This window comes from Methanomethylovorans sp. (genome assembly GCF_041447285.1).
Classification (GTDB): Archaea; Halobacteriota; Methanosarcinia; order Methanosarcinales; family Methanosarcinaceae; genus Methanomethylovorans.
On the sequence record NZ_JBGMEB010000010.1, the window covers coordinates 22,891 to 43,996 of the forward strand.

Annotated in this window: 21 protein-coding genes; 8 read left to right on the forward strand and 13 right to left on the reverse strand. The window is 40.2% G+C overall.

Annotated elements, in window-relative coordinates; translation table 11 throughout:
- Positions 1 to 107: 107 nt before the first annotated feature.
- The 5 genes from gyrB to ACC612_RS07035 all read left to right on the forward strand — a co-directional run bounded on the left by gyrB (position 108) and on the right by ACC612_RS07035 (position 6,739).
- Entirely contained in the window at positions 108 to 2,012 is a 1,905-nt protein-coding gene (gene gyrB / locus ACC612_RS07015) for a DNA topoisomerase (ATP-hydrolyzing) subunit B (RefSeq protein WP_371853784.1), read from the forward strand.
- Between the two features lie 10 nt (positions 2,013 to 2,022).
- A complete protein-coding gene (gene gyrA, locus ACC612_RS07020) occupies positions 2,023 to 4,509 on the forward strand; it encodes a DNA gyrase subunit A (RefSeq protein ID WP_371853785.1) in 2,487 nt (828 codons plus the stop codon).
- Positions 4,510 to 4,604: 95 nt separating this feature from the next.
- Positions 4,605 to 5,501 (forward strand): pyridoxal 5'-phosphate synthase lyase subunit PdxS, encoded by an 897-nt coding sequence (pdxS, locus tag ACC612_RS07025; protein WP_371853786.1) that lies wholly within the window; start codon positions 4,605 to 4,607, stop codon positions 5,499 to 5,501.
- Between the two features lie 29 nt (positions 5,502 to 5,530).
- Positions 5,531 to 6,127 (forward strand): pyridoxal 5'-phosphate synthase glutaminase subunit PdxT, encoded by a 597-nt coding sequence (gene pdxT / locus ACC612_RS07030; RefSeq protein WP_371853788.1) that lies wholly within the window; start codon positions 5,531 to 5,533, stop codon positions 6,125 to 6,127.
- 144 nt (positions 6,128 to 6,271) lie between these two features.
- Entirely contained in the window at positions 6,272 to 6,739 is a 468-nt protein-coding gene (locus tag ACC612_RS07035; RefSeq protein WP_371853790.1) for a hydrolase, read from the forward strand.
- 10 nt (positions 6,740 to 6,749) lie between these two features.
- Here ACC612_RS07035 and ACC612_RS07040 read toward each other — a convergent pair whose 3' ends face one another.
- The 9 genes from ACC612_RS07040 to ACC612_RS07080 form a co-directional block, all read right to left on the reverse strand.
- On the reverse strand, positions 6,750 to 7,238 hold the full coding sequence (locus tag ACC612_RS07040; protein ID WP_371853791.1) for a serine protease: 489 nt from the start codon (positions 7,236 to 7,238) through the stop codon (positions 6,750 to 6,752).
- 56 nt (positions 7,239 to 7,294) lie between these two features.
- Positions 7,295 to 7,816, reverse strand: a complete 522-nt coding sequence (locus ACC612_RS07045) for a hypothetical protein (RefSeq protein WP_371853792.1) — start codon at positions 7,814 to 7,816, stop codon at positions 7,295 to 7,297.
- Between the two features lie 229 nt (positions 7,817 to 8,045).
- A complete protein-coding gene (locus tag ACC612_RS07050) occupies positions 8,046 to 9,224 on the reverse strand; it encodes a glycosyltransferase (protein WP_371853793.1) in 1,179 nt (392 codons plus the stop codon).
- Between the two features lie 263 nt (positions 9,225 to 9,487).
- Entirely contained in the window at positions 9,488 to 10,531 is a 1,044-nt protein-coding gene (locus tag ACC612_RS07055) for a polysaccharide deacetylase family protein (RefSeq protein ID WP_371853794.1), read from the reverse strand.
- Between the two features lie 65 nt (positions 10,532 to 10,596).
- Positions 10,597 to 11,670 (reverse strand): DUF354 domain-containing protein, encoded by a 1,074-nt coding sequence (locus ACC612_RS07060; RefSeq protein WP_371853795.1) that lies wholly within the window; start codon positions 11,668 to 11,670, stop codon positions 10,597 to 10,599.
- Between the two features lie 42 nt (positions 11,671 to 11,712).
- A complete protein-coding gene (locus tag ACC612_RS07065) occupies positions 11,713 to 12,384 on the reverse strand; it encodes a methyltransferase domain-containing protein (protein ID WP_371853796.1) in 672 nt (223 codons plus the stop codon).
- Positions 12,381 to 13,157 (reverse strand): hypothetical protein, encoded by a 777-nt coding sequence (locus ACC612_RS07070; RefSeq protein WP_371853797.1) that lies wholly within the window; start codon positions 13,155 to 13,157, stop codon positions 12,381 to 12,383. Before ACC612_RS07070 ends, ACC612_RS07065 begins: the two co-directional genes overlap by 4 nt.
- Positions 13,151 to 14,860: a polysaccharide deacetylase family protein gene (locus ACC612_RS07075; RefSeq protein WP_371853798.1), complete on the reverse strand. Its 1,710-nt coding sequence runs from the start codon at positions 14,858 to 14,860 to the stop codon at positions 13,151 to 13,153. The genes ACC612_RS07070 and ACC612_RS07075 overlap by 7 nt, the downstream gene beginning before the upstream one ends.
- 132 nt (positions 14,861 to 14,992) lie before the next feature.
- Positions 14,993 to 16,567, reverse strand: coding sequence for a glycosyltransferase family 2 protein (locus ACC612_RS07080; protein WP_371853799.1), 1,575 nt, complete (start codon positions 16,565 to 16,567; stop codon positions 14,993 to 14,995).
- Between the two features lie 281 nt (positions 16,568 to 16,848).
- Here ACC612_RS07080 and ACC612_RS07085 point away from each other — a divergent pair, with 281 nt between their 5' ends.
- Positions 16,849 to 17,172 carry a transcriptional regulator gene (locus ACC612_RS07085; protein WP_371853800.1) on the forward strand — a complete coding sequence of 108 codons (324 nt, stop codon included), beginning with the start codon at positions 16,849 to 16,851 and terminating at the stop codon, positions 17,170 to 17,172.
- A 44-nt stretch (positions 17,173 to 17,216) separates the two neighbouring features.
- On the opposite strand, the gene ACC612_RS07090 is transcribed toward ACC612_RS07085, so the two are convergent.
- The 3 genes from ACC612_RS07090 to ACC612_RS07100 form a co-directional block, all read right to left on the reverse strand.
- Positions 17,217 to 17,465 carry an AbrB/MazE/SpoVT family DNA-binding domain-containing protein gene (locus ACC612_RS07090; RefSeq protein WP_371853801.1) on the reverse strand — a complete coding sequence of 83 codons (249 nt, stop codon included), beginning with the start codon at positions 17,463 to 17,465 and terminating at the stop codon, positions 17,217 to 17,219.
- A 57-nt stretch (positions 17,466 to 17,522) separates the two neighbouring features.
- Positions 17,523 to 18,479 carry an NAD-dependent epimerase/dehydratase family protein gene (locus ACC612_RS07095; protein WP_371853802.1) on the reverse strand — a complete coding sequence of 319 codons (957 nt, stop codon included), beginning with the start codon at positions 18,477 to 18,479 and terminating at the stop codon, positions 17,523 to 17,525.
- A 211-nt stretch (positions 18,480 to 18,690) separates the two neighbouring features.
- Positions 18,691 to 19,389, reverse strand: a complete 699-nt coding sequence (locus tag ACC612_RS07100; RefSeq protein ID WP_371853803.1) for a (5-formylfuran-3-yl)methyl phosphate synthase — start codon at positions 19,387 to 19,389, stop codon at positions 18,691 to 18,693.
- A gap of 47 nt (positions 19,390 to 19,436) precedes the next feature.
- Here ACC612_RS07100 and ACC612_RS07105 point away from each other — a divergent pair, with 47 nt between their 5' ends.
- Both ACC612_RS07105 and ACC612_RS07110 read left to right on the forward strand, forming a co-directional pair.
- Entirely contained in the window at positions 19,437 to 20,147 is a 711-nt protein-coding gene (locus ACC612_RS07105; RefSeq protein ID WP_371853804.1) for a HisA/HisF-related TIM barrel protein, read from the forward strand.
- A gap of 20 nt (positions 20,148 to 20,167) precedes the next feature.
- Entirely contained in the window at positions 20,168 to 20,425 is a 258-nt protein-coding gene (locus ACC612_RS07110) for a hypothetical protein (protein ID WP_371853805.1), read from the forward strand.
- A gap of 56 nt (positions 20,426 to 20,481) precedes the next feature.
- Here ACC612_RS07110 and tmk read toward each other — a convergent pair whose 3' ends face one another.
- Positions 20,482 to 21,093, reverse strand: coding sequence for a dTMP kinase (tmk, locus tag ACC612_RS07115; protein WP_371853806.1), 612 nt, complete (start codon positions 21,091 to 21,093; stop codon positions 20,482 to 20,484).
- Between the last annotated feature and the right edge of the window lie 13 nt (positions 21,094 to 21,106).

The window sequence follows — 21,106 nt, forward strand, 5'->3', positions numbered from 1 at the left end:
CAGTAGATATACAACAGCAATTCTACTTTCATTTCTGAATATTTAAGACCATGAGGTTTTCAATACAGTTCAAGTTGTTTATTCATCAGATTCATGGAGATTAACATATGGGCGAGAAAGATGTTTATGATGCCACGCATATCCAGGTGCTTGAGGGCCTGGAAGCTGTGCGCAAACGTCCTAGCATGTATATAGGTAGTGTTGACAGCAGGGGTTTGCACCATCTTGTATATGAAGTAGTGGATAACAGTATCGATGAAGCACTTGCAGGGTTCTGTTCTCAGATTGATGTTACTATCAACACAGACGGTTCTGTAACAGTACAGGACAATGGAAGAGGTATACCTGTAGACAACCACCCCAAGTACAATAAGTCCGCTCTTGAAGTAGTAATGACTATACTGCATGCCGGTGGTAAGTTCGATAAAAGTTCGTACAAGGTTTCCGGTGGTCTGCACGGTGTGGGTGTTTCAGTGGTAAACGCCTTATCAGAATGGACGGATGTCTATGTAAAACGTGACGGAAATCTGTATTATCAACGTTATGAAAGAGGTATACCAACTGGTACTGTGCAGGTAGTTGGACAAACAGAAGGTTCTGGTACAACAGTAACTTTCAAGCCTGATGCATCGATATTGGAGACCATTGTTTTCAATTATGAGACTCTCATAAGCCGTTTGAGGGAACTTGCATTCCTCAATAAAGGGGTCAAGATCACTATAGCTGACAAAAGAGCGCATGAAGAAGAAAAAGATGTGTTCCAGTACGAAGGAGGCATCATTTCCTTTGTCGAACACCTCAACCAGAAGCGCAATGTGCTCCATAAGGACGTTATATACTTCGAAAGGGAAAAAGAAGGAACTATTGTAGAGATCTCTATGCAGTACACTGACAGTTATAATGAGTCAGTGTATTCCTTTGCGAATAACATAAACACGCATGAAGGCGGTACTCATCTTGTGGGCTTCAAGGCAGCGCTTACGAGGGTTGCCAATGATTACATCAAGAAGAACAATCTTGCCAAAGGCGAAGATAAGCTCTCTGGTGAGGATATCAGGGAAGGTTTGACAGCGATCATCAATGTTAAACTTACTGATCCTCAGTTTGAAGGCCAGACCAAGACCAAGCTTGGAAACAGTGATGTTAAAGGTATTGTTGAATCTATGGTCTCTGAAGGGCTTGCTGAGTTCATGGAGGAAAATCCAAAGATTGCAAATGTGATCCTCCAGAAAGCACTGGATGCCCAGCGTGCAAGGGAGGCAGCTAAAAAGGCGAGGGAACTTACCCGACGTAAGAATGCTCTTGATATAAGCACCCTTCCAGGTAAACTTGCAGACTGTTCTGAAAAAGACCCATCACAATGTGAATTGTATCTAGTGGAGGGAGATTCTGCAGGAGGCTCTGCCAAGCAGGGTCGTGACCGGCGTTTCCAGGCAATATTGCCGTTCCGTGGTAAGATCCTTAACGTGGAAAAATCAAGGCTCTCCAAGATACTCAAGAACAATGAGGTTTTGTCCCTTATAACTGCCATGGGAACCGGAATAGGGGATGATTACGATATAAGCAGGGCTCGGTATCACAGAGTCATTATTATGACTGATGCTGATGTGGACGGTGCTCATATAAGAACTCTTATACTTACGTTGTTCTTCAGATATATGCGTCCGCTGATCGATGAAGGATATGTCTACATAGCCCAACCTCCTCTCTATCGTATCAAAAAAGGTCAGGCAGAACACTATGTTTATTCTGACAGGGAACTCAATGCCAAACTTAAGGAAACAGGAGATAAAGGCGTCAATATCCAGCGTTACAAGGGTCTTGGAGAAATGAATCCCGGGCAGTTGTGGGAAACTACAATGAATCCCGAAACCAGGACCATACTGCAGGTCACTTTGGAGGATGCAGTTGCTGCTGATGAAATGTTCTCTGTACTAATGGGTGATGAGGTAGAACCTCGTAAGAACTTCATTATGAAAAATGCCAAACAGGTCACTAACCTGGATATCTGAGGTGTGGTAGATGGCAGATGATAATAAAGAAAATAATGGAATGGATGAAAATCCTCTGGGTATCCAGCCCACAGAGACCGGTGAGAAGGTAGTCCCTGTCCTTATAGAGGACGAAATGAAGAACTCCTACATCGATTATGCCATGAGTGTAATTGTAGGACGTGCTCTTCCTGATGCAAGGGACGGTTTGAAACCTGTGCACAGGAGGATACTTTACGCTATGTATGAAGCAGGGATAACCCACGACAAGTCCTATAAGAAATCGGCCCGTGTAGTGGGAGACGTGCTGGGTAAATATCATCCTCACGGTGATTCTGCTGTTTATGAAAGTCTTGTAAGGATGGTGCAGGAGTTCTCCCTGCGTTATCCTTTGATAGATGGTCAGGGTAACTTCGGTTCTATTGATGGTGACTCTGCTGCTGCCATGCGTTACACTGAGGCACGCATGGGAAAGATCTCTGATGAAATGCTCCAGGACCTGGATAAAGAAACGGTCCTGATGAACCCTAACTATGATGGTTCCTTGGAAGAGCCTACTGTACTGCCAGCAAAATTGCCAAACTTGCTGATCAATGGTTCTACTGGTATTGCAGTAGGTATGGCCACTAACATGGCTCCTCATAATCTTGGAGAAGTAGTGGACGCAACTCTCATGCTTATCGATAATCCTTCTTCCAGCATACATGACCTTATGTCAGTGCTCAAGGGTCCGGATTTTCCAACTGGTGGAACTATTCTGGGCATGCAGGGCATAAGGGAAGCCTACGAGACTGGCAGAGGCAGAATACAGCTGAGGGCTGTGGCTACCATAGAGGAAATAAGAAAGGACAAGAACGCTATCATTGTAAGCGAGATACCATATCAGGTGAACAAGTCCAAGCTTATTGAAGATATTGCATTACTTGTCAGGGAGAAAAAGATCGTTGGTATATCCGATCTGAGGGATGAGTCTGACCGTGATGGTATCCGGGTAGTGATAGAAATTACTAGGGGAAATGATCCGAATGTTGTGCTGAACCAGTTGTACAAGCACACCCAGATGCAGACTACCTTCGGTATCATTAATCTGGCACTAGTGGATAATGTGCCTTTGGAACTTAATCTTAAGCGTATCTTGCAGATATACCTGGAACACAGGATGGATGTCATCCAGAAACGTACGCAGTTCCAGCTAAGGAAAGCTGAGGAACGTGCACACATACTCCGTGGTCTGAAGATAGCTCTTGACCATCTTGATGCCGTTATTTCTCTGATCCGTGCTTCTAGAACTGTAGAGGAAGCAAGGTCCGGTCTGATCTCAAACTTTGGCCTTGATGAGATACAGGCAAAGGCTATTCTTGACATGCGCCTGCAGAAGCTCACTGGTCTTGAAAGACAGAAAGTGGAAGATGAGTACGCAGAGCTTATGAGGCTCATTGCCGAGTATATGTCCATTCTGCAAAGTGATGAGAAGAAATACGGCATTATAAAATCAGAGCTTGTCGAACTTAAACAGAAGTATAATAACGAGCGTAGAACACAGATCATGGCTTCACATGTGGAACTTGACCTTGAAGACCTCATACCGCAGGAAGATGTAATAGTCACTTTTACTAACAGTGGGTACGTTAAACGTCTGCCTGTAAGCACATATTCCCAGCAGCGTCGGGGAGGGAAAGGTGTTATTGGTATGGAAACAAAGGAAGAAGATTTCGTAGAGAATATCTTCGTTGCTTCCAGTCATGACTATATCCTATTCTTCACTAATAAGGGAAGACTATACTGGAAGAAGGTCTATGAGATTCCTGAGGGAAGCAGGCAGTCTAAAGGTAAAGCCATAGTCAATCTGCTGGAACTGGGAGAAGGAGAATATGTTACTGCTATGATTCCAGTCACAGAGTTCTCAGATGATAAGTTCCTCTTCATGGCCACACGCTCGGGAACTGTTAAAAAGTCATCTCTTTCGGATTTCAGCAACCCGCGTAAGGGTGGAATCATTGCAGTCACCCTGATGGAAGATGACGAGCTTGTAAACGTTGCACAGACCGATGGGTCGAAAGACATGGTGTTGGTATCAAGGCACGGGAAAGCTATTAGGTTCTCTGAAGCTGATGTTAGACCCATGGGCAGAAGTGCGCAGGGTGTGCGTGGCATTAAGCTTGAGCAGGGAGACAAAGTTGTAAGCCTGGATGTTGTGGATGAGAGCTCTACTCTATTGACAATTACTGAGAATGGATTCGGTAAACGTACTGAATTTGGAGAATACCGGACAATGCATCGTGGAGGTATGGGTGTCATCACCATAGTAACAAGCTTGCGTAATGGTCCTGTGGTAAATGTGAAGGCTGTGCGTGAGGAAGATGAAGTAATGCTTACCAGTTCCGACGGTATAATTATCCGTATCCCGGTCAAAGATATCAGGGTACAGGGCAGGAATACCCAGGGTGTCAAGATCATGGATGTGCGCCAGGATGACAAAGTGGTGGGTGTGGCGCGTATTGAGCCTGAGGAAGAGTAGAATAAGTAATGCTTATAAGCATGACCTGCAATTAGGAACATTTATTAATACGTGAACGTGTAGGATGTCCAAGATAGAATTACAGGATGATAATTATGGAACTTGAGAAACTAAGACATGGTACTGAACTTATAAAGCGCGGTTTTGCCAGCATGCAAAAAGGAGGTGTCATAATGGATGTGACAAATCCCGAGCAGGCAAAGATAGCAGAAGATGCCGGAGCAGTTGCGGTTATGGCCCTTCAGGCAGTACCTGCTGATATAAGAAAAGCCGGGGGTGTTGCAAGAATGGCAGATCCCCAGATAATAACGGAGATCATCGAATGTGTTACCATTCCAGTAATGGCAAAGGCACGTATCGGTCACTTTGTGGAAGCTGAAATTCTGCAGGCCCTTGGTGTTGATATGGTGGATGAATCTGAGGTACTTACACCTGCAGATGAGAAGTTCCACATCGATAAAACACAGTTTACTGTTCCTTTCGTGTGCGGAGCCCGTAACTTGGGAGAGGCACTGCGCAGGATCAATGAAGGTGCGGCAATGATACGTACCAAAGGTGAGGCAGGAACCGGAGACGTCAGGGAAGCAGTTCGTCACATGAAACAGATCACCGGAGAAATAAGGGCTCTTGCAGGCAAGACTAAGGAAGAACTGATGTTCACAGCCCGCGAGATAGAAGCTCCTATTGAACTTGTCATCGAAACTGCACAGCTTCAGAGGTTACCTGTTGTTAACTTTGCAGCAGGCGGCGTGGCAACACCAGCAGATGCAGCCCTTATGATGAGACTGGGTGCTGATGGTGTGTTTGTAGGTTCTGGTATCTTTAAGGCAGAGAATCCTGAACTTATGGCAAAGGCCATAGTTGAAGCAGTCAACAATTATGATAAGCCAGAGAAGCTTGCAGAGATATCCAAGGGTATTGGTGCAGGAATGAAAGGTATCAGCACAGATACCATTCCTCCGGAGCAGGCTTTACAAACCAGAGGATGGTAAATCCTCTTTCTTTTTTCAAGGTGTATTAAGTGCGTATAGGTGTTATTGCAATTCAGGGCAATGTTTCTGAGCATGTTGAGGCTCTTGAGCGTGCTATTTCTGAAAGGGGACAACAGGCAGAGGTCATAACCATAAAGCATAAGGGTCTGGTTCCCACATGTAATGCTCTTGTGCTGCCAGGTGGGGAAAGTACCACACTTGGCAGACTACTACTTAGGGAAGGCATTGCTGATGAAATACGGGCAATGCATGCAGCAGGTATGCCGATAATGGGTACATGTGCAGGTCTTATTTTGCTTGCAAAAGAAGGCGATGAACAGGTAAGGAAAACCCATCAGCATCTGCTTGGCCTGATGGACACTCAGGTCAACAGGAACGCATTCGGTAGGCAACGTGAATCATTCGAGACCGAGCTTGAGCTGACATTTCTTGAAGCTCCTTATAATGCCGTTTTCATAAGGGCCCCTGCTATCACACATGCCGGAAAGGATGTGAAAGTGCTTGGAACCATTGATAATATGATAGTGGCAGCAGAACAGGGAAACCTATTCGCTTTGGCATTCCACCCTGAACTTACTTTGGACAGCAGAGTACACCAGTATTTCCTCAACAAGGTCTTTTTGTAAGGGTTTTTGTAAGGCTATTACTTTCCTGTTACTTTTTTAGTTTTGGATAGTACTTTTTATTCAATGAGTACAGTGATCCAAAGTCGTAACCACTTAGTAAACTATTTATACGGCACTCCTTCTATTAGTTATAGAGTTGTTTGTATGGATGAAGAATGCTGCCCGAGATTTGACCCGGAACCGTGGGATGGAAAGATCATAGAATGGGAGAATAAGAGATTCGTAAAGGATAATGTCTTCACACTTTTCTATATGCCCATTAACTTTGGCAAAGTGATGAAAAGGCTTGATGAAAAAGTACGAAACGCGGGGGCAAATATACCTGATTGGCTTTGCCTTTCCGATCATACTTCAAAATGGAATATGGACGTTTATCTGGCTGTAGATAAAGAGATCCAATATGCTGAAAACACTACTCTTAGCGGAAAATTCCTGAGCAAGGTCTATGAGGGCCCTTTCAAGGATACGAATAAATGGAGTGATGATTTTAAGGAATATACAAAAAAACAGGGGCTTGAGATCAAGAAATGGTTCATGTGGTACACAACATGTCCAAAATGTGCAAAGAAATATGGGAAAAACCATGTTGTGATCCTGGCAGAGGTTGAGTGAGGTTTATCAATCATCTTCCAAATCCTCTCATATTGAGAAGAACATTAGCTGAGATTGCAACTCCCATACAATCAGTTAGTAGTGCCGAGGAAATAAAACCAATCACCTTTCCCTTCTGCAGGATGGGAGAACCACTATCTCCTGGTTGTGGCATATCAGAGCAAGGAAAGCTCAAATATATAAGTGATGCTCCAGCACTAAGTACTCTGCATCTGATAGAATGTATCTCATTGAAAAGAATAGCATCTTCCAACACAGCTGCGTTTCCAAGATTGGTTAATTCAACTTCGCATACTGAAGGAAGTTCTACCAGAGCCAGATCTAAATCTTTTAGGATACTCGTAACAGCAACTTGCATTCCATTAACTTCTAAATGGTCCCCTATTTTACTCAATATGTGAGAAGTCGCCACTAGATGATGCAATCCATTTAATAGAATGATAGCACCTATAATGCAGCTCTTTCCTTTGTAGTAAAAAGAACCTCCGGACTTTATCATTAACTTATAATCGGTCCCTTAGCTGTATTTGTACTGACTTGTCTGTTCCATTGATTTCATCTAATTTTCTTATGAAGACCTACAATGGATAAAAATCCTATAGCTGCAAGAAGTGCTTCAAATCCAGAAACCTTCTGTGCTTGGGTTGTATTGTTTATTGATTCAGTACTTGCTATTTCTGAAGTTGCATTACCAACTGAAACTTCAGCATTCAGTAGTTGCTGAGTTTCATTAGTGGTTATTTCAGATGTAGTTTGCGGGAAGTCTTTTGAGTCTCCCGGAAATGTCAGAGCATTGATCTCGTCTATATTCGTAATGCCATCGTTATCTGAATCTAGAGCCTCAATTGAGGCAAAATCCCTTCCACCTGTAGAATATTCAAGTCCATAAGGGTTTCTTGGAGATCCCCCTCCTGAAGTATGACAGGTATTGCACGTGTCAAGTTTTGTGCCATCTGTATTGTAATTCTCTTTGAAAGCTGCCAAATATGTGGGTCTTGCTGCAGCCATAGGAATTCCAATTAAAAGTACTATTAGTAAAAACAATAAGAACGTCAGTTTATAGTTCACATCTACCATTCCAGATTTCCCGTATTATAGTTTGAATAAAGCGCAATCTGAACATTTATTTGTTTATAATATAGTGATCCTTTGGAATATGAGGTTATCGAAATATCATAATTGTGGTAATAGGATGCATATTCTGAGCAAGTTTGTTCTCAAGGAAATGTTGTTCTATCACTGCTTAGAATCAAGCTTTTCATCAAAAATATGAGTGCTCAAATCTGAACACTCCCCCATCATTTAATTAAAAGAGTTTTTCATATATTTTCGCAATGTTCTTTGCGATCTCAGCCCAGGTAAACTGAGCAGAATAATCTTTGATTTTAGTTTCATCCCATCTTTTGTCCAAAGCCGATAAAATATTTTCTGCTAATTCCATTGAATTTGCCGGATCGCTTAGTAATCCATAGTCTTCCGAGACAATGACCTCGGGAACTCCGCCAACTCTGGTCCCCACAAATGGTTTTCCACATCCCAGGCACTCAAACATAACGGTTGGATTGCCCTCGTTCAAACTGGGAAGCACAAAGATGTCACAAGCATTCATCCAAAGGGGAATCTCACCATGAAGTTTACTACCTACAAGCGTTACATGGTCCTGCAAGCCTGCTTTTCTGACTTGCTCATTGAGTTTCTTTTCCAGCGCTCCACCGCCAACAATGAAGCACACAGCGTCTGATCTATGCTTGACCACTTCAGCCATAGCTTCGATCAAATAGCTGTGACCTTTGATTTTCAGTAAGTTTCCAACGGCGACTATTATCTTTTTATCGAGAGGCAAACCTAATTTCGTTCTGCACTTTTCCATATCCATCTGGTAAAACTGATCACTTCTATAACCATTAGGTAGAATGTGAACCGGAGTTCTGACATTCAGTTTCTGGATACAAGCCAGATTACTTTTACTGACTGTAATTATGCTGTCAGCAGTATTGAGTACATATTCTATTCTTTCTTTCCATTCTTCACTTTTAAAAGGTAGATCATAAATGTCGTATCCATGACCTGTTACCACAAAAGGAACATCATACTTTTCTTTTATTTTTGCTCCTGCATATCCGGATGACCAGGTAAAATGAGAGTGGACAATGTCAAATTCAATATGATTCTCTTTAATTGACTTATCTGCAGCATCAAAATGCTTATCTCCAAGTTTCTTATATTGAGAATCGATCGGCGCATAAAGAATTGGAGTTGCATGTACGTTCAAATTTGAAGGGATATTTGTCAGGTCTATCTTGTAATCCAGTTTAAATGTTGCCAGAAAGGGAACACGGACATATTTAGATATCTCCGAAATTGGATTTGAACGGACTAATGCTGAGCATTCATTAAAATATCCGCATATACTATTAACAGACTCTTTTTGAAAATTATTATATGATTGTAGCAAAAACAAAGCTTTTTTATTACTTATACTCAAGAGAGCACCCACTACTGACTTTATAATTTATTATGATAAGAGAACTAATTTCCAAAGCTTGATCTTTTGTTCTTCTTCAACATCAATTATGAAAAGCAAAATATCCGCTTAGAAATATATCATCATATTCTTATATTTCGCGGTCATAAAAACGCTTTGAAAATTGATAGGATGTGCAATTAAAATTGCAATCGCAAAGATTGCCTAATATTAATGTAGTTTCAATTAATAAATTGTAGCTAAAAAGGGAATGCCTGAAGATCTCAAATTGAGAGTTTTCCTTCTTTTAACCACCAATTATAGATTTCTTCACCGCTGGTAATCCATGCGTTTTTGTTGTGACAATACGCCAGTATTTTTTCATATAATAGTTCCCAGTATTTCATCGCTGGCCAGCTAAATGTATTATTATGCCACAGGATGGTGATTACACCATTATGCTTTTCAACTGTATCTATTAATTTTTTAGCAGTATTAAATGCATCTTCAAAGGACTTTGCATAAGAAAATAAAGTACCGTCCATGATCACAAGTGGAATTTCCAATATATCAATGGTCTCATTTTTGTTCAAATTATATGGTTTAAATGGATGACACATACCATTTCTAAAGCCGATCATATCTGGGTATCCAAAAGATGTATCGTACTTAAATCCGGCCTTTGTCAACAGTTCCCATGTATCAGGGACTTTGAATCTCAGGTAATGGTTGCGATAACCAATGATCTTTTTACCTAAAATATTTTCCAATATTTCTTTTTCGCTCTTTATACTCTCAAAATTGTCATAAGCATAGTATCCGCCATGCAAACCGACTTCGCATCCATTATCCAGGATCTCTCCTAACTCTGTTTCTACGTCCTCTATATCATATCGGAAGCGAAGCGGATCTTTTCTTGCAGTTATAAAGTAAAATGAGGACTTTGCATCGTATTTATTTTCTATCTCCATTATATGGTTAAAATTTAGATAAGGGGATTGCTTTTTCCCATTGACGGTCCAGAGGGTTTGAGATTTGAGTCCTTTGAAATCCAGATGCTTTAAGCAATACAATGAAGATAGAAGCATATGTCGAAGAGGAGGATATATATCATCAATATCATGGGTAAGACATACTGCAAATTTCCTGTCATCTGGATATGTTATTTCAGGTCCGTTTGACAATAGATATTTTGAAACCACAGGTTCAAAAATGTCTTTGTACTTACTGTTAGCATAACTAAATCTGTTATGTTTGTCCAGTTCCTTTGCAGAATACTCTTCCTTTTTAGTGTATATGTCCCAGAGTTCAGAGTTCCTTTCTAACATCCGCTAACACCCGTTTTTTAATAATAGCACAGAAACTGTGCGAATATTTTCAGCGCAATTTAAATTTATAACATAGAAGGTATATCTTTATCCTCTTTTATCTTCTTAAAACTGTCGGGATAGTTCTCTATAAACCACACAATAAATGCAGTAACATCGATCTTGTCTTCTAATAATTTATCTCTTTTCTTTATCCAACTGTTTTTAAGATCAGGAGATTGGAGAAGTTCAACTGCTTTGTCTAAGGCTTGAGCAGAATCATTGTAATTTAATATAAGTCCATATTTCTGCTCAAGTTCAATGAAATTACCCATTGTACCTATTAAAGAAGAAATATATATCGCCGGAGTGCCTAACAGTGCACTTTCAACTGCTACTGTAGCTCCTTCTCCTATACACATAGTTGCATAATATAGCATATCATGCAATTTTTCCGGAGCAATCTTGAGTTTGTATTTCTCCAATTCAGGCACAAGACCAATTTCTGAAGTAATGAAAACTTTCCCATATTTCTCAAGCTCTGTTGCCAGCTTGATTTTGTTCTGTATTCCATGATGACCATAATCATGGTCTGCATCCCAGGAAACGAATCTCAATATTATGAACGGATCTCCTTCATTTAGTCCGAGATCTTTTAAGACGGCTGGATTAGGCTTGAAGTAATTCGGATGAAGATATGCAAGCTCGTGGTATCCATTGTACCTTACCTGCTTCTTTCCAAGATCGTTCGTAAAAGAAGAGGGGGTACATATCACAGTTGCAAAAGGATCCATCAGCATATGTTCTATCTTTGCATGTTCCGTATCATCAAAAACAATAGAAGGCTTACCAATCATTTTTCCAAGGTGAGCAATATATGCATTGCCGACTCCGCCAACGAGAATATCAGGCTTGAAGGATCGTGCAATCTTGTGAAGTTTACGTTCGATTTTCAATAGTTCTGTGCCTTTTGAAAAAAAGGATGGTTTTGCACTTCCAACTACATCGTACTGGATTCCATATGCATCCAATAAAACCAAAGACACTTCTTTGGAAACAGCTGTCATCTTACAAACATGACCTTTTTTTTCAAGGATACGAAATGCGTTTTTAAAGAAATGAACTTGAGCTGGATGACCAATATTAAAAAGTATTCTCATGTCTTCACCATTACAAATAATCTACTCTTATAATATATAAATTCACTGTTTCTTGTTACTTGCGATAAAGACCAAAGCACAAGGCAGCTTAGTTATTTTAGATACTAGAACATGCAGTCTTGTTGACATGTTGCTAATAGCAAAGCGGCGTAATATCTTTACAGTAATATGCCTGTCATAGAAATAGAACTTTTCAACTTTTCCACCTGCATCTTCAAAGAAAGAATATACCTCTTCTTTTTTATGGTTTCTCCAAGCGGTTTTTCTTACAAGACCTGTAAGATTGGAATTATGTACCATGACAAGCCTGCCATCTTCATTAAGCATTGAGAGATATTTTCTCATGACATCTTTGTTAAGATTGATCGCAAATAAAGAGAAACCTGCCATGAAGACAATATCATATTTTTCAGTAAAATATTTTTCAGGATAGTTACCATCAGCTATTAAAAATTTCACGTTAGAATTGCGTTTAGATTTATTCTCATTCGCTTCCTTTATTTTACTTTCATCATAATCAAAGGCAATTACATTGGCACCATATTTTTCAAACATGAATGCATGATGTCCTGTTCCGCAACCAACATCAAGAACATTCGGATTTTTTTTTCCAATTGAATGCAGACAGGTCTGTATCAAATATTTATCTTCATCATAATATTTGAAACCAAGTTTTAAAATTAATTTGAGGCGAATTTTTTCAAACAGGTTCATTTTCTCATCATCCTCAATGCTCTTTTTGTTGAATTGAATGCGAGGTCCTGCAACCAGAATAAACTCCATCTAAAAGTAGTTGATGTCCATCGATCAGGATGTAATGTGATATAGAGATTATCCAATTTTTTACTCTTTACAAGTTCAATGAGTTCATCGGTGGTATCTACACAGTACTTTTGTTTCTTGCCTGGAATGAAATCTCTCAGATTATATTTTGAATTCCAGCCTCTGCCAGTATCAGTAAAGTAGTTGAGGTTCTCTCCAAGTGATAAGTAAGCTTCTCCGATTATCCCAAAATTCTTGAAATCATATTTTTTCCACAGGTCACGATTATCAAATTTAGATAAAGAAGCTCCATGCATACTGATTGTTTTCAGGGTGCAAATACCTCTGAACCTTTTTACTTCCTCTTCAAACATCTTTATTGCCTTTTCATAATCGCCCTTTGCATCACTCAAAGTTTCATAATGGTATCCAATTTCATGTCCCATTCCTTCGATTTGCTGTATGATCTCAGGCACATAGATGTTTTTCTTTGCTCTGAAATAGTAAGTTGCATGTATGCCATATTCCTTTTCAATGAGAGCGGTCCTCAGTGAAGGCTTTGCCTTCCCATCAACATCGTGGCGCATCAGGACAAAACGCTCTGGAAGATCATTTTTTGCACTGAGGTATTGCTCTATGGTAATGGATGTATAGTTATCAGCTAATGCAGAGCAGAGCTGGTGGAACTTCTCTGTTGTAAAATCGAGATCCTGAAAATTTAACATTTGGAATCACCTTTTGATTTCAAATCGTTTACCAGATCTCTCAATGGGACTGTCTTCACGTCATCGAGGTTCTTTAGTATGTAGCGAATCCTCTGTTCAACAATATCTCCTTTAATTACCCAATAGAAGGGACGACCTTTACCAACTTTTGGAAACTCTTCCTTGCAAATATCAATAGGATGGAAGTAAAATATAGTATGTCCTCTGTTAAGGCTTTGCCGGATTCCTTTTAAGATCAGGTTAGCACCCAAAAACCTCAACATTGGTCCACCTGATGTGGGTATTTTTATCCCAATATTGTAGTAGGACCATGGGAACTCTATAAGATCTCCGGTCTTAGCAGGCTCCAAGCTTCCAGGTGCCGGGAAATAAGGAATTGTCGAAACGCAATTCAAGGAAGAATCTGTCTTATTATATAATGAATTCACAGATACTGAGGAGTCATACTCAAAGCCCATTTTTCGAAGTGAATCGAGCATTTGTCCCGTCACTGCTGCATTTGGTGCACGGAAACCAATTACTTTTTGTCCGGAAGCCTTTTCTAGTATTTCCTTTGCTTCCATCGTACTCTTCTCGAACTCTTCTATTGTCAACAACGGTTTTTTTGTATTTGGGTTAATGCTGCACCTATGGTCAGCTCCATGACAGGCGATTTCATGTCCCCTTGCAGCAATAGATTCAATTAAACCCGGATAATGTTCTGCAACATCCGCTACAATGAAGAACGTGGCAGTCATATGGAATTCATCAAGAATATCGAGAACTCTTTTTGTTGGCTCGCTCAAATAGTCATATCTTCCTTCCCAATTTTCAAAGAATTCTTTTACATCTTTATAGACCGAAAAGTCAGATCCACACACCGAAGGAATATGGTACCAATCTTCAATGTCTACAGTTATTGATAAACTGCGGTCTACATGCAAGAGATTCTTTCTCCCGGCATATTGGATCAATATATTTTTACCAAAATTGACTCCAAGGTCCATGGAATAGTATGCACTCCACGAAAGAATATTTGATGACCATCTTTCCGGATGCGTAAGAATATAAAGATTATTTTGTTTTTTGCTTTCTATAAGCCCTATCAGGCCATCTGTATCATTGAGGTCAATCTGCTGTGCATTACTTGGGATGTAATCTCTCATATTGTCCTTAATGCCCCAGCACCTGCCGGTATCTGAAAAATAGTTAAGGTCATCTCCTACGGATAAGTAAGCCTCTCCTACTATACCATAGTCCTTATAATTATAGGCCTTCCAAAGATCACGGTTGTCAAACTTTGATAGGGGTCTTCCATGCATGCAAATTGTTTTGACAGTACTAATCTTCCTCAATTTCTCCAGGTTACTACGGAAAAGTTCGATAGCCTTTTCCTGGTCACCGTTGGTTTCACTTAACACCTCATAGTGATATCCAATCTCATGACCCATTTTTTCAATTTGCTTTATTATTTTAGTGTGGAATATCCCATTATTTGATCTGAAATAATACGTTGCCCTGATCCCAAGCTCATGCTCTACCTTTGCAGTTTTCAGTGCATTTCCCGGAAATCGGTCTATATCATGCCGCATTATTATAAATTTATCAGGGTGTCGTTTTTCAAAATAGTCTAAAACCGTTATAGTTGGATAGTTCCTGGATATTGATTCGCATATCTGTCGAAATTTTGGAAGAGAAAAATCAAGTTTCTCAAGAGAAAACATCAGGTATCACCACTGGCAGAAGATAGAGCAAGCTTTACTATTGCATGGAAATGATATGTTCTAAGTGTCATCATCTCTACAGTATCATGTAACTTATCGGATTTGTAATTATTATGTCTAAAAACATATTAATTAGTTCCAGTTCCCATTTTGGGCCTCTATTTCTCCATTTTGTATTCTTTTGTCAGACTCCTGCATATCAAACAACATTGCAAACAGAGTAAACTGTATTCCGGTAATTAGGAGAAGAGCATCAAGTATCAGAAAATTTGGTGAAACTGCCCAACCTAAGAACAGTCTAGTTACGCCTATATACAACCCTAATAATACACCAAGAGGCACAAGTGTCATTCCAAGGGCATAGAAGAACACTAAAGGATGGAAATCCAGTACCATATACTTCATCTTCAAACGCCATAGGAATTTCCTAAATAGCATCCTGGATACACGGAACATGAATTTGCTATATTTGATAGAAGACTTTTCCTGACCATAACGAGCTGGCATTGTAATGTCCATTGTGCGGAACCCAAAGGTATTGAGTTTCACAAGCATATCGTTACAGTAACCGTAGTAAGTAAAAAGAGTATCTATATCAATCCCAGATAGGGCTCTTCGGGAAATAGCTGTATAGCCGTTTTGAGGGTCCATAATATGCCAGTAGCCGCTACTGATCTTATTAATCAGGGAAAGAATCGAATTCCCAAACAAACGCCATTTGCTCATACCACCTCTAAACTCTTTGCTCATGAGGCGATTGCCTTTGGTATAATCAGCTTTACCCTGAATAACTGGCATGAGCAGTTTCGGAAGCTGATCAGGGTTCATTTGGTTATCTCCACCCATAACCACTATAATATCCATGTTCTCTTTCAGAGCTCTTTTGTATCCATGCAGAATGGCTGCTCCAACTCCCTGATTCACTTCGTGTGTGATCACATGCAAGCGAGAGTCTTTTATTGATTCCAGTACCTTTGCGGTGGAATCTGTGCTTGAATCATTGATCACATAGATCCTGGAAATGTATGGAGGGATGCCATCAACAGTAATCTTGATGAGTTTTTCTTCATTATATGCAGGAATAACTACGCCAATCTTCTTTGAGTATAAAACAGCATGTGCCTCATTATTAAACATGCCTACTTCAACAGTTTTTACGTCAAGGCCTGCATCTTGCACATCCTTAAGCAAAGAAAACTCAACCGGAACTTTTGTCCCATCAAATTTCAGAAAATCAAAAGTATTGGATGAAAAGGCACTGAAGCCTACATATTGGCTTTCAGAAAAGTCACATGTTTCCCCTACCACTGCCTGTTGCTTTTTACCATTTTTATCAATTAGGATAACGGGCATACATTCATGGCCTTTGAACTCCCCGGTAACAACATCGGATTGTAACCAGAAAATTGGCTCCAGAAGTCTGGGAATATCGTCGGGATTATGACAGCCGTTTGGATAGATAGTTACAATTATCTTTGGCTTTACTTTATATGCTTCCTGAAAGCCACTTTTTAAAGCCTCTGCTCTACCAAGGGGTTTTGGATGGGAAACAAGTTTTGTGTCCATGCTGGTAGCAATGAATGATGTAGCATCATCACTACCATCATCAACAACTATAATGTCATCAACATACGATCGCGTTTTCTTAATGACATCCCTAAGATATACTTCTTCATTATAAGCAGGAATTACAGCAACTATTGTCAAATATTTAGCCCCCGCATTAAAAGCCGGAAGGTGGTATACTTTAAGTAAACCTCACATTCGCTTTGTATCGCTATGTGCATAATTATCTGATATCTATCACTGCAAACCAATATAAATGTTTCTTTATAATTCAGTTTCATTTAAATAAATATCCTAATATAAGGCAAAATGAATGCAAAGTAAATCTGACAAACAAATTCGCAATTTATTTATATATTTTTTAAGTATACTGAAATAGCTTGGCCACAACGATTTAATCCAATAATGCAAATTATGTTCCGATGAAATTACCTTGTCAAACTATAGTATGGGATGTGCTGCCAGCAATAAGGGCAGCTATAGCTGAAGAGCTTGTGAATATTGGTGTATCCCAACAGGAAACTGCCCGTCTGCTAGATATGGCTCCTTCTGCAATTTCTCAATATCTTTCAAAGAAGAGAGGGTACAGAATAGAATTCGAAGATGATGTTAAGATGGCTATAAGATCACTTGCACAAGACTTGAGCAGAGAGGAAGTTGAAAATCTCCCCCAGCGTATATGTGGTATTTGCACAATGCTACGTGATCCTTATTCTGGCTGCAATTCAAGCTGCAAGAACGATTAAAGCAAAGATGCTTCGAACATTTTTGTCCTTTTAGTTATTCTGAATCAATATCCGCTATTGTCTCCAGAATTCCCTTCATCTTTCAAATACTCTTCAGCATCTGCATTGTTCCAGACTTTCTTAGGTGATCCACTATAACTATCAGTCTGATTCACTTCTTTTTTCGTGAGAACCAATTTGTTATCTTCAACTTCTATTACAATCTCATCATTAATCGACAGATTCATTTTTTTGATCACAGCATCAGGAAGTTGAATTTTGTGATCACTGGTGACCTTAACACTAATAGCCATATTATTATCTTGATTATATGTGTGCTATAAATATTTAAATGCTTTACTAATACTTTCCTATTGCATCTCTAAAAGAAGGGCTTTTACAGTTTCTCTTACATTTTCCTCGCTACCCATTTCAGGATTCCAGCCTAATTCTTTTAGTTTCTCGATGGAAAGCATCATTTTAGGCACGTCACCTTTCCATCCCTGTGAGCCTCCTGTATACACGAATTTCGGGTCAAGTTTCATCTGCTCAGCTACTATTTCGCCTATACGGGTAGCAGAAATGGTATCTTCTGAACCGATATTGAAAATATTAGACTGGTCATCGCCTTTATTAACAACGAACATCATGGCATCCACACATTCCCGCACATGGAGATAAGATTTTGATTGTCTGCCGTCGCCAAGGATCTCCAATTGAGAGTTCTCTTTTTTCAGTTTATTGATAAAATCAACAATAATGCCATGTGTGCCCCTGTCACCTATTATGTTTGCAAAACGGAAGATCCAGGATCTCATATCAAAAGTATGGCAGTAGGCTGTTATCATCGCCTCGCAGGCAAGCTTAGATGCCCCATACATGGAAATTGGCATAAGTGGGCCATAATTTTCAGGAGTTGGAATCTCATTCGCTTCCCCATAAATGGTAGATGATGAGGTAAAAGCGATATTCTTTACTCCCTGCTTGTTCATAGCTTCAAGAAGGTTGTATGTGGCCAGAATATTTTGATCAAAATGCATTCTGGTGTTAGAAACTCCAATCCTTACATCAGGATTGGCTGCAAGGTGAAATACCAGCTCAACATTATCACATGCATTGATAATCTGATCAGGTTGGAGCATGTCCCCGTTTATGAACTTAAAATGCGGTTTATTCATATGATGTGCAATAAACTCCATTTTGCCTGAAGTCATGTTATCAAAAACCACTACATCATGTCCATCTTCAAGAAGCCTGTCTACAACATGACTTCCAATAAAGCCAGCACCACCTGTAACAAGTACTTTTTTAGCTGATTCCAAGATCATTCTTTCACCATTCTTAAAACATAAGGTAATAGTTAATAGAAAACATAATCCCAGAAACATATTTAATAGTTTTGAATATTTATAGCAGAAAATCCGGGACTTAAAGTGAACTATAAGTTATAAAAAATATACGAATAGTACTTTTGTAGAAACTGGAATCTCAATAAATTCAACAAAAAAGTTAAAAATGTCTGATCCAAGCTGGAGTAGCTCAGATCAACTTCTTCAGTTTCTCTACAAGCTCCTGCTGGATACAGGCAGTGCGGTCGCCGCCGCAGACCATACCGCGGATACCGATTATATCTGGCTGGATGCGCTTAAGAGTAGGCAGGTCTTCAAACTTAAGAGTTCCCGCAAGAGCAGATTCCATCCCTAACTCACGAATAGACCCGGTGAATTGCGCAAGTTCCTCTTCGGACATGAATTCAAAAGTAGAGCGGCCGTCCTTGATGCCAGTATCGACCATTACAACATCCACGCCAGCTTTCTTACCGATCGCCGGAAGCAGGAATGGAGAAATAGAGTTAATGCGCTTGTAATCAGAATAGCCGGATGCGACAACCTTTCTGGAAGGATCGAAATCCTTGACAGCTTTGTTGATATTTGTTAGCATTTCCAGAGCCTGATCTTCAGTCTGCACATCATAAAGACCGACCTTTACATATTGGGCACCTGCAACAGCAGCACCCAGAGCTGCCAGAGATGCAGTCCCGGGTTTGTAATTGAAATCACCAATCGTTGCACTTATGGGTTTTTTAGAACCAATGGCTTCCTTCACTGATCTGATGACCCAGGGGAAGTTCGCTCCCAGAGAGCCTTCTTTTGGGTTCTTGACATCAATTATGTCAGCACCACCTTTGTATGCAGCGATTGCCTCTTCTTCGTTTATTGGGCTGACCAGTAATTTCATAGTAATAACCTCTATTTTATAGCATGAGAGCGCCTATCAGTTAATATATGTTTCGTATCGTTTTCGTATTGGATTTATATAATTCGAATGTGGTGCATGCACAAGGTGGAAACAGGAAGAACTACCGTCCTGTACACCTGACAAGCCGCATCTGTACAACCTCAGAACCTCTACAGCTCCTGGAGGAGGTAAAACCAAAGGAAGCCTATATTGCAGATCTCAATGCCCTGCAGGCAGAAGGTCCCCATAACACCAATTTTGCGACGATAAAGCAAATCTCTTCACGAGTCACTACGATGCTGGATCCTGGTGTCTCATCACTAGAAAATGTAATTGAAGCAAGTGCTCTTGCGGATACCATTATCCTTGGGACTGAGACCGCGTCCTTGCAGACCATAAGGGAAGTTGCTGCACTTCTGCCAGGTAGAGTAAATGTAAGTATTGATAAAAAGCATGGGAAAGTACTTACTTCTGATCCTCTCATGCCTAGTGAACCTACTGAGATCATACGCGAGCTCAATGCTCTGGACATACAAAATATCATCATCCTTGATATGGACAGGGTAGGTACATCCAGTGGTGTAGATTCACAATTCTTAAGTAACATTGTTTCCATCTCCAAACACGACGTGCTTCTTGGAGGCGGTGTAAAAGATGTCCAAGATATCAAAAAGCTTGAGAGTATAGGAATCAAAGGAGCCCTTGTGGCAACTTCATTGCACAATGGTTCAATACCGCTATTTATGGCACAACACTGACGAGAATAAAGGTGACATGTTTGGAAGAGAAAGATACTGGTACTAAATCTGATGCTAAATCTGAGATCACAATAGAAGAAGGCTTTGCAGAGATCAAAATGGGAGGCGGCTGGTTCCTTACTATAAGTCTTGCTACAAGTGAGAAATACGAAAATGAGTATGTAGAAATAGCAAAAGAGCGGGCTGGTCAGAAAAGGGGCCGTTTCAACCTAAATCCCAAGTACATAAGGGACCTGGGAGAAACGCTCATAAAATTTGCGGATACTAACAAGTTATAACCCACAAAACCAGATGCATAAGAAAAGGCCGTGGATACTATTTACTATTTACTTCTCTATTCCCGGCCTTCTAATGCATTAGCAATAATTTCGAATACTTCGTCTTTAACTTCATTTAAAGACCTTTCAGCATTGATCACCACAAATCTTCTACGATCTTCTGCTGCAAGACGAAGATAGTTATTGCGCACTGTTTTCAGGAACTCAATCTTCTCGAACTTTGACTGTTCTCCGCGATCCCCGCAACGTTTGACAGCCACAGCCGGATCAATGTCAAAAAGAACTATCAGGTCCGGATCAATAGTCCAGCCTTTGTGTAGTGTTCGCACCCAGTCCAGGGGGTCTTCAAAAAGGCCCTGAAGTGTAGCCCCCTGATAAGCACACCTGCTTGTAGAATACCGGTCTGATATAACATGCGAACCATTTTCAAGAGAAGGGCGAACAAGCCTGGAAATATGATCAGCATGGTCTGCCAGAAAGAGCATGAGTTCCGCTATATGATCCGTATCGCTGCGCAAGGCACGATTTACGGCATCCCCAAGCCAGCTTGTAGTAGGTTCTCGTGTAAAGGCACACTGAGAAAACCTGGTGTTGTCCTGCAGTAACCGCCATATGGTTGACTTGCCTGAGCCATCGATACCCTCTAAAGTGATTAATTTGCCTTTCATGCAATGAGTATCA

Excerpts from the sequence above, each read along its gene's own strand:
- gyrB (WP_371853784.1), top strand. The coding sequence starts at position 108 with ATGGGCGAGAAAGATGTTTATGATGCCACGCATATCCAGGTGCTTGAG.
- gyrA (WP_371853785.1), top strand. The coding sequence starts at position 2,023 with ATGGCAGATGATAATAAAGAAAATAATGGAATGGATGAAAATCCTCTG.
- pdxS (WP_371853786.1), top strand. The coding sequence starts at position 4,605 with ATGGAACTTGAGAAACTAAGACATGGTACTGAACTTATAAAGCGCGGT.
- ACC612_RS07035 (WP_371853790.1), top strand. The coding sequence starts at position 6,272 with ATGGATGAAGAATGCTGCCCGAGATTTGACCCGGAACCGTGGGATGGA.
- ACC612_RS07040 (WP_371853791.1), bottom strand. The coding sequence starts at position 7,238 with ATGATAAAGTCCGGAGGTTCTTTTTACTACAAAGGAAAGAGCTGCATT.
- ACC612_RS07045 (WP_371853792.1), bottom strand. The coding sequence starts at position 7,816 with ATGGTAGATGTGAACTATAAACTGACGTTCTTATTGTTTTTACTAATA.
- ACC612_RS07055 (WP_371853794.1), bottom strand. The coding sequence starts at position 10,531 with ATGTTAGAAAGGAACTCTGAACTCTGGGACATATACACTAAAAAGGAA.
- ACC612_RS07060 (WP_371853795.1), bottom strand. The coding sequence starts at position 11,670 with ATGAGAATACTTTTTAATATTGGTCATCCAGCTCAAGTTCATTTCTTT.
- ACC612_RS07065 (WP_371853796.1), bottom strand. The coding sequence starts at position 12,384 with ATGAACCTGTTTGAAAAAATTCGCCTCAAATTAATTTTAAAACTTGGT.
- ACC612_RS07070 (WP_371853797.1), bottom strand. The coding sequence starts at position 13,157 with ATGTTAAATTTTCAGGATCTCGATTTTACAACAGAGAAGTTCCACCAG.
- ACC612_RS07075 (WP_371853798.1), bottom strand. The coding sequence starts at position 14,860 with ATGTTTTCTCTTGAGAAACTTGATTTTTCTCTTCCAAAATTTCGACAG.
- ACC612_RS07085 (WP_371853800.1), top strand. The coding sequence starts at position 16,849 with ATGAAATTACCTTGTCAAACTATAGTATGGGATGTGCTGCCAGCAATA.
- ACC612_RS07090 (WP_371853801.1), bottom strand. The coding sequence starts at position 17,465 with ATGGCTATTAGTGTTAAGGTCACCAGTGATCACAAAATTCAACTTCCT.
- ACC612_RS07095 (WP_371853802.1), bottom strand. The coding sequence starts at position 18,479 with ATGATCTTGGAATCAGCTAAAAAAGTACTTGTTACAGGTGGTGCTGGC.
- ACC612_RS07100 (WP_371853803.1), bottom strand. The coding sequence starts at position 19,389 with ATGAAATTACTGGTCAGCCCAATAAACGAAGAAGAGGCAATCGCTGCA.
- ACC612_RS07105 (WP_371853804.1), top strand. The coding sequence starts at position 19,437 with ATGTTTCGTATCGTTTTCGTATTGGATTTATATAATTCGAATGTGGTG.
- tmk (WP_371853806.1), bottom strand. The coding sequence starts at position 21,093 with ATGAAAGGCAAATTAATCACTTTAGAGGGTATCGATGGCTCAGGCAAG.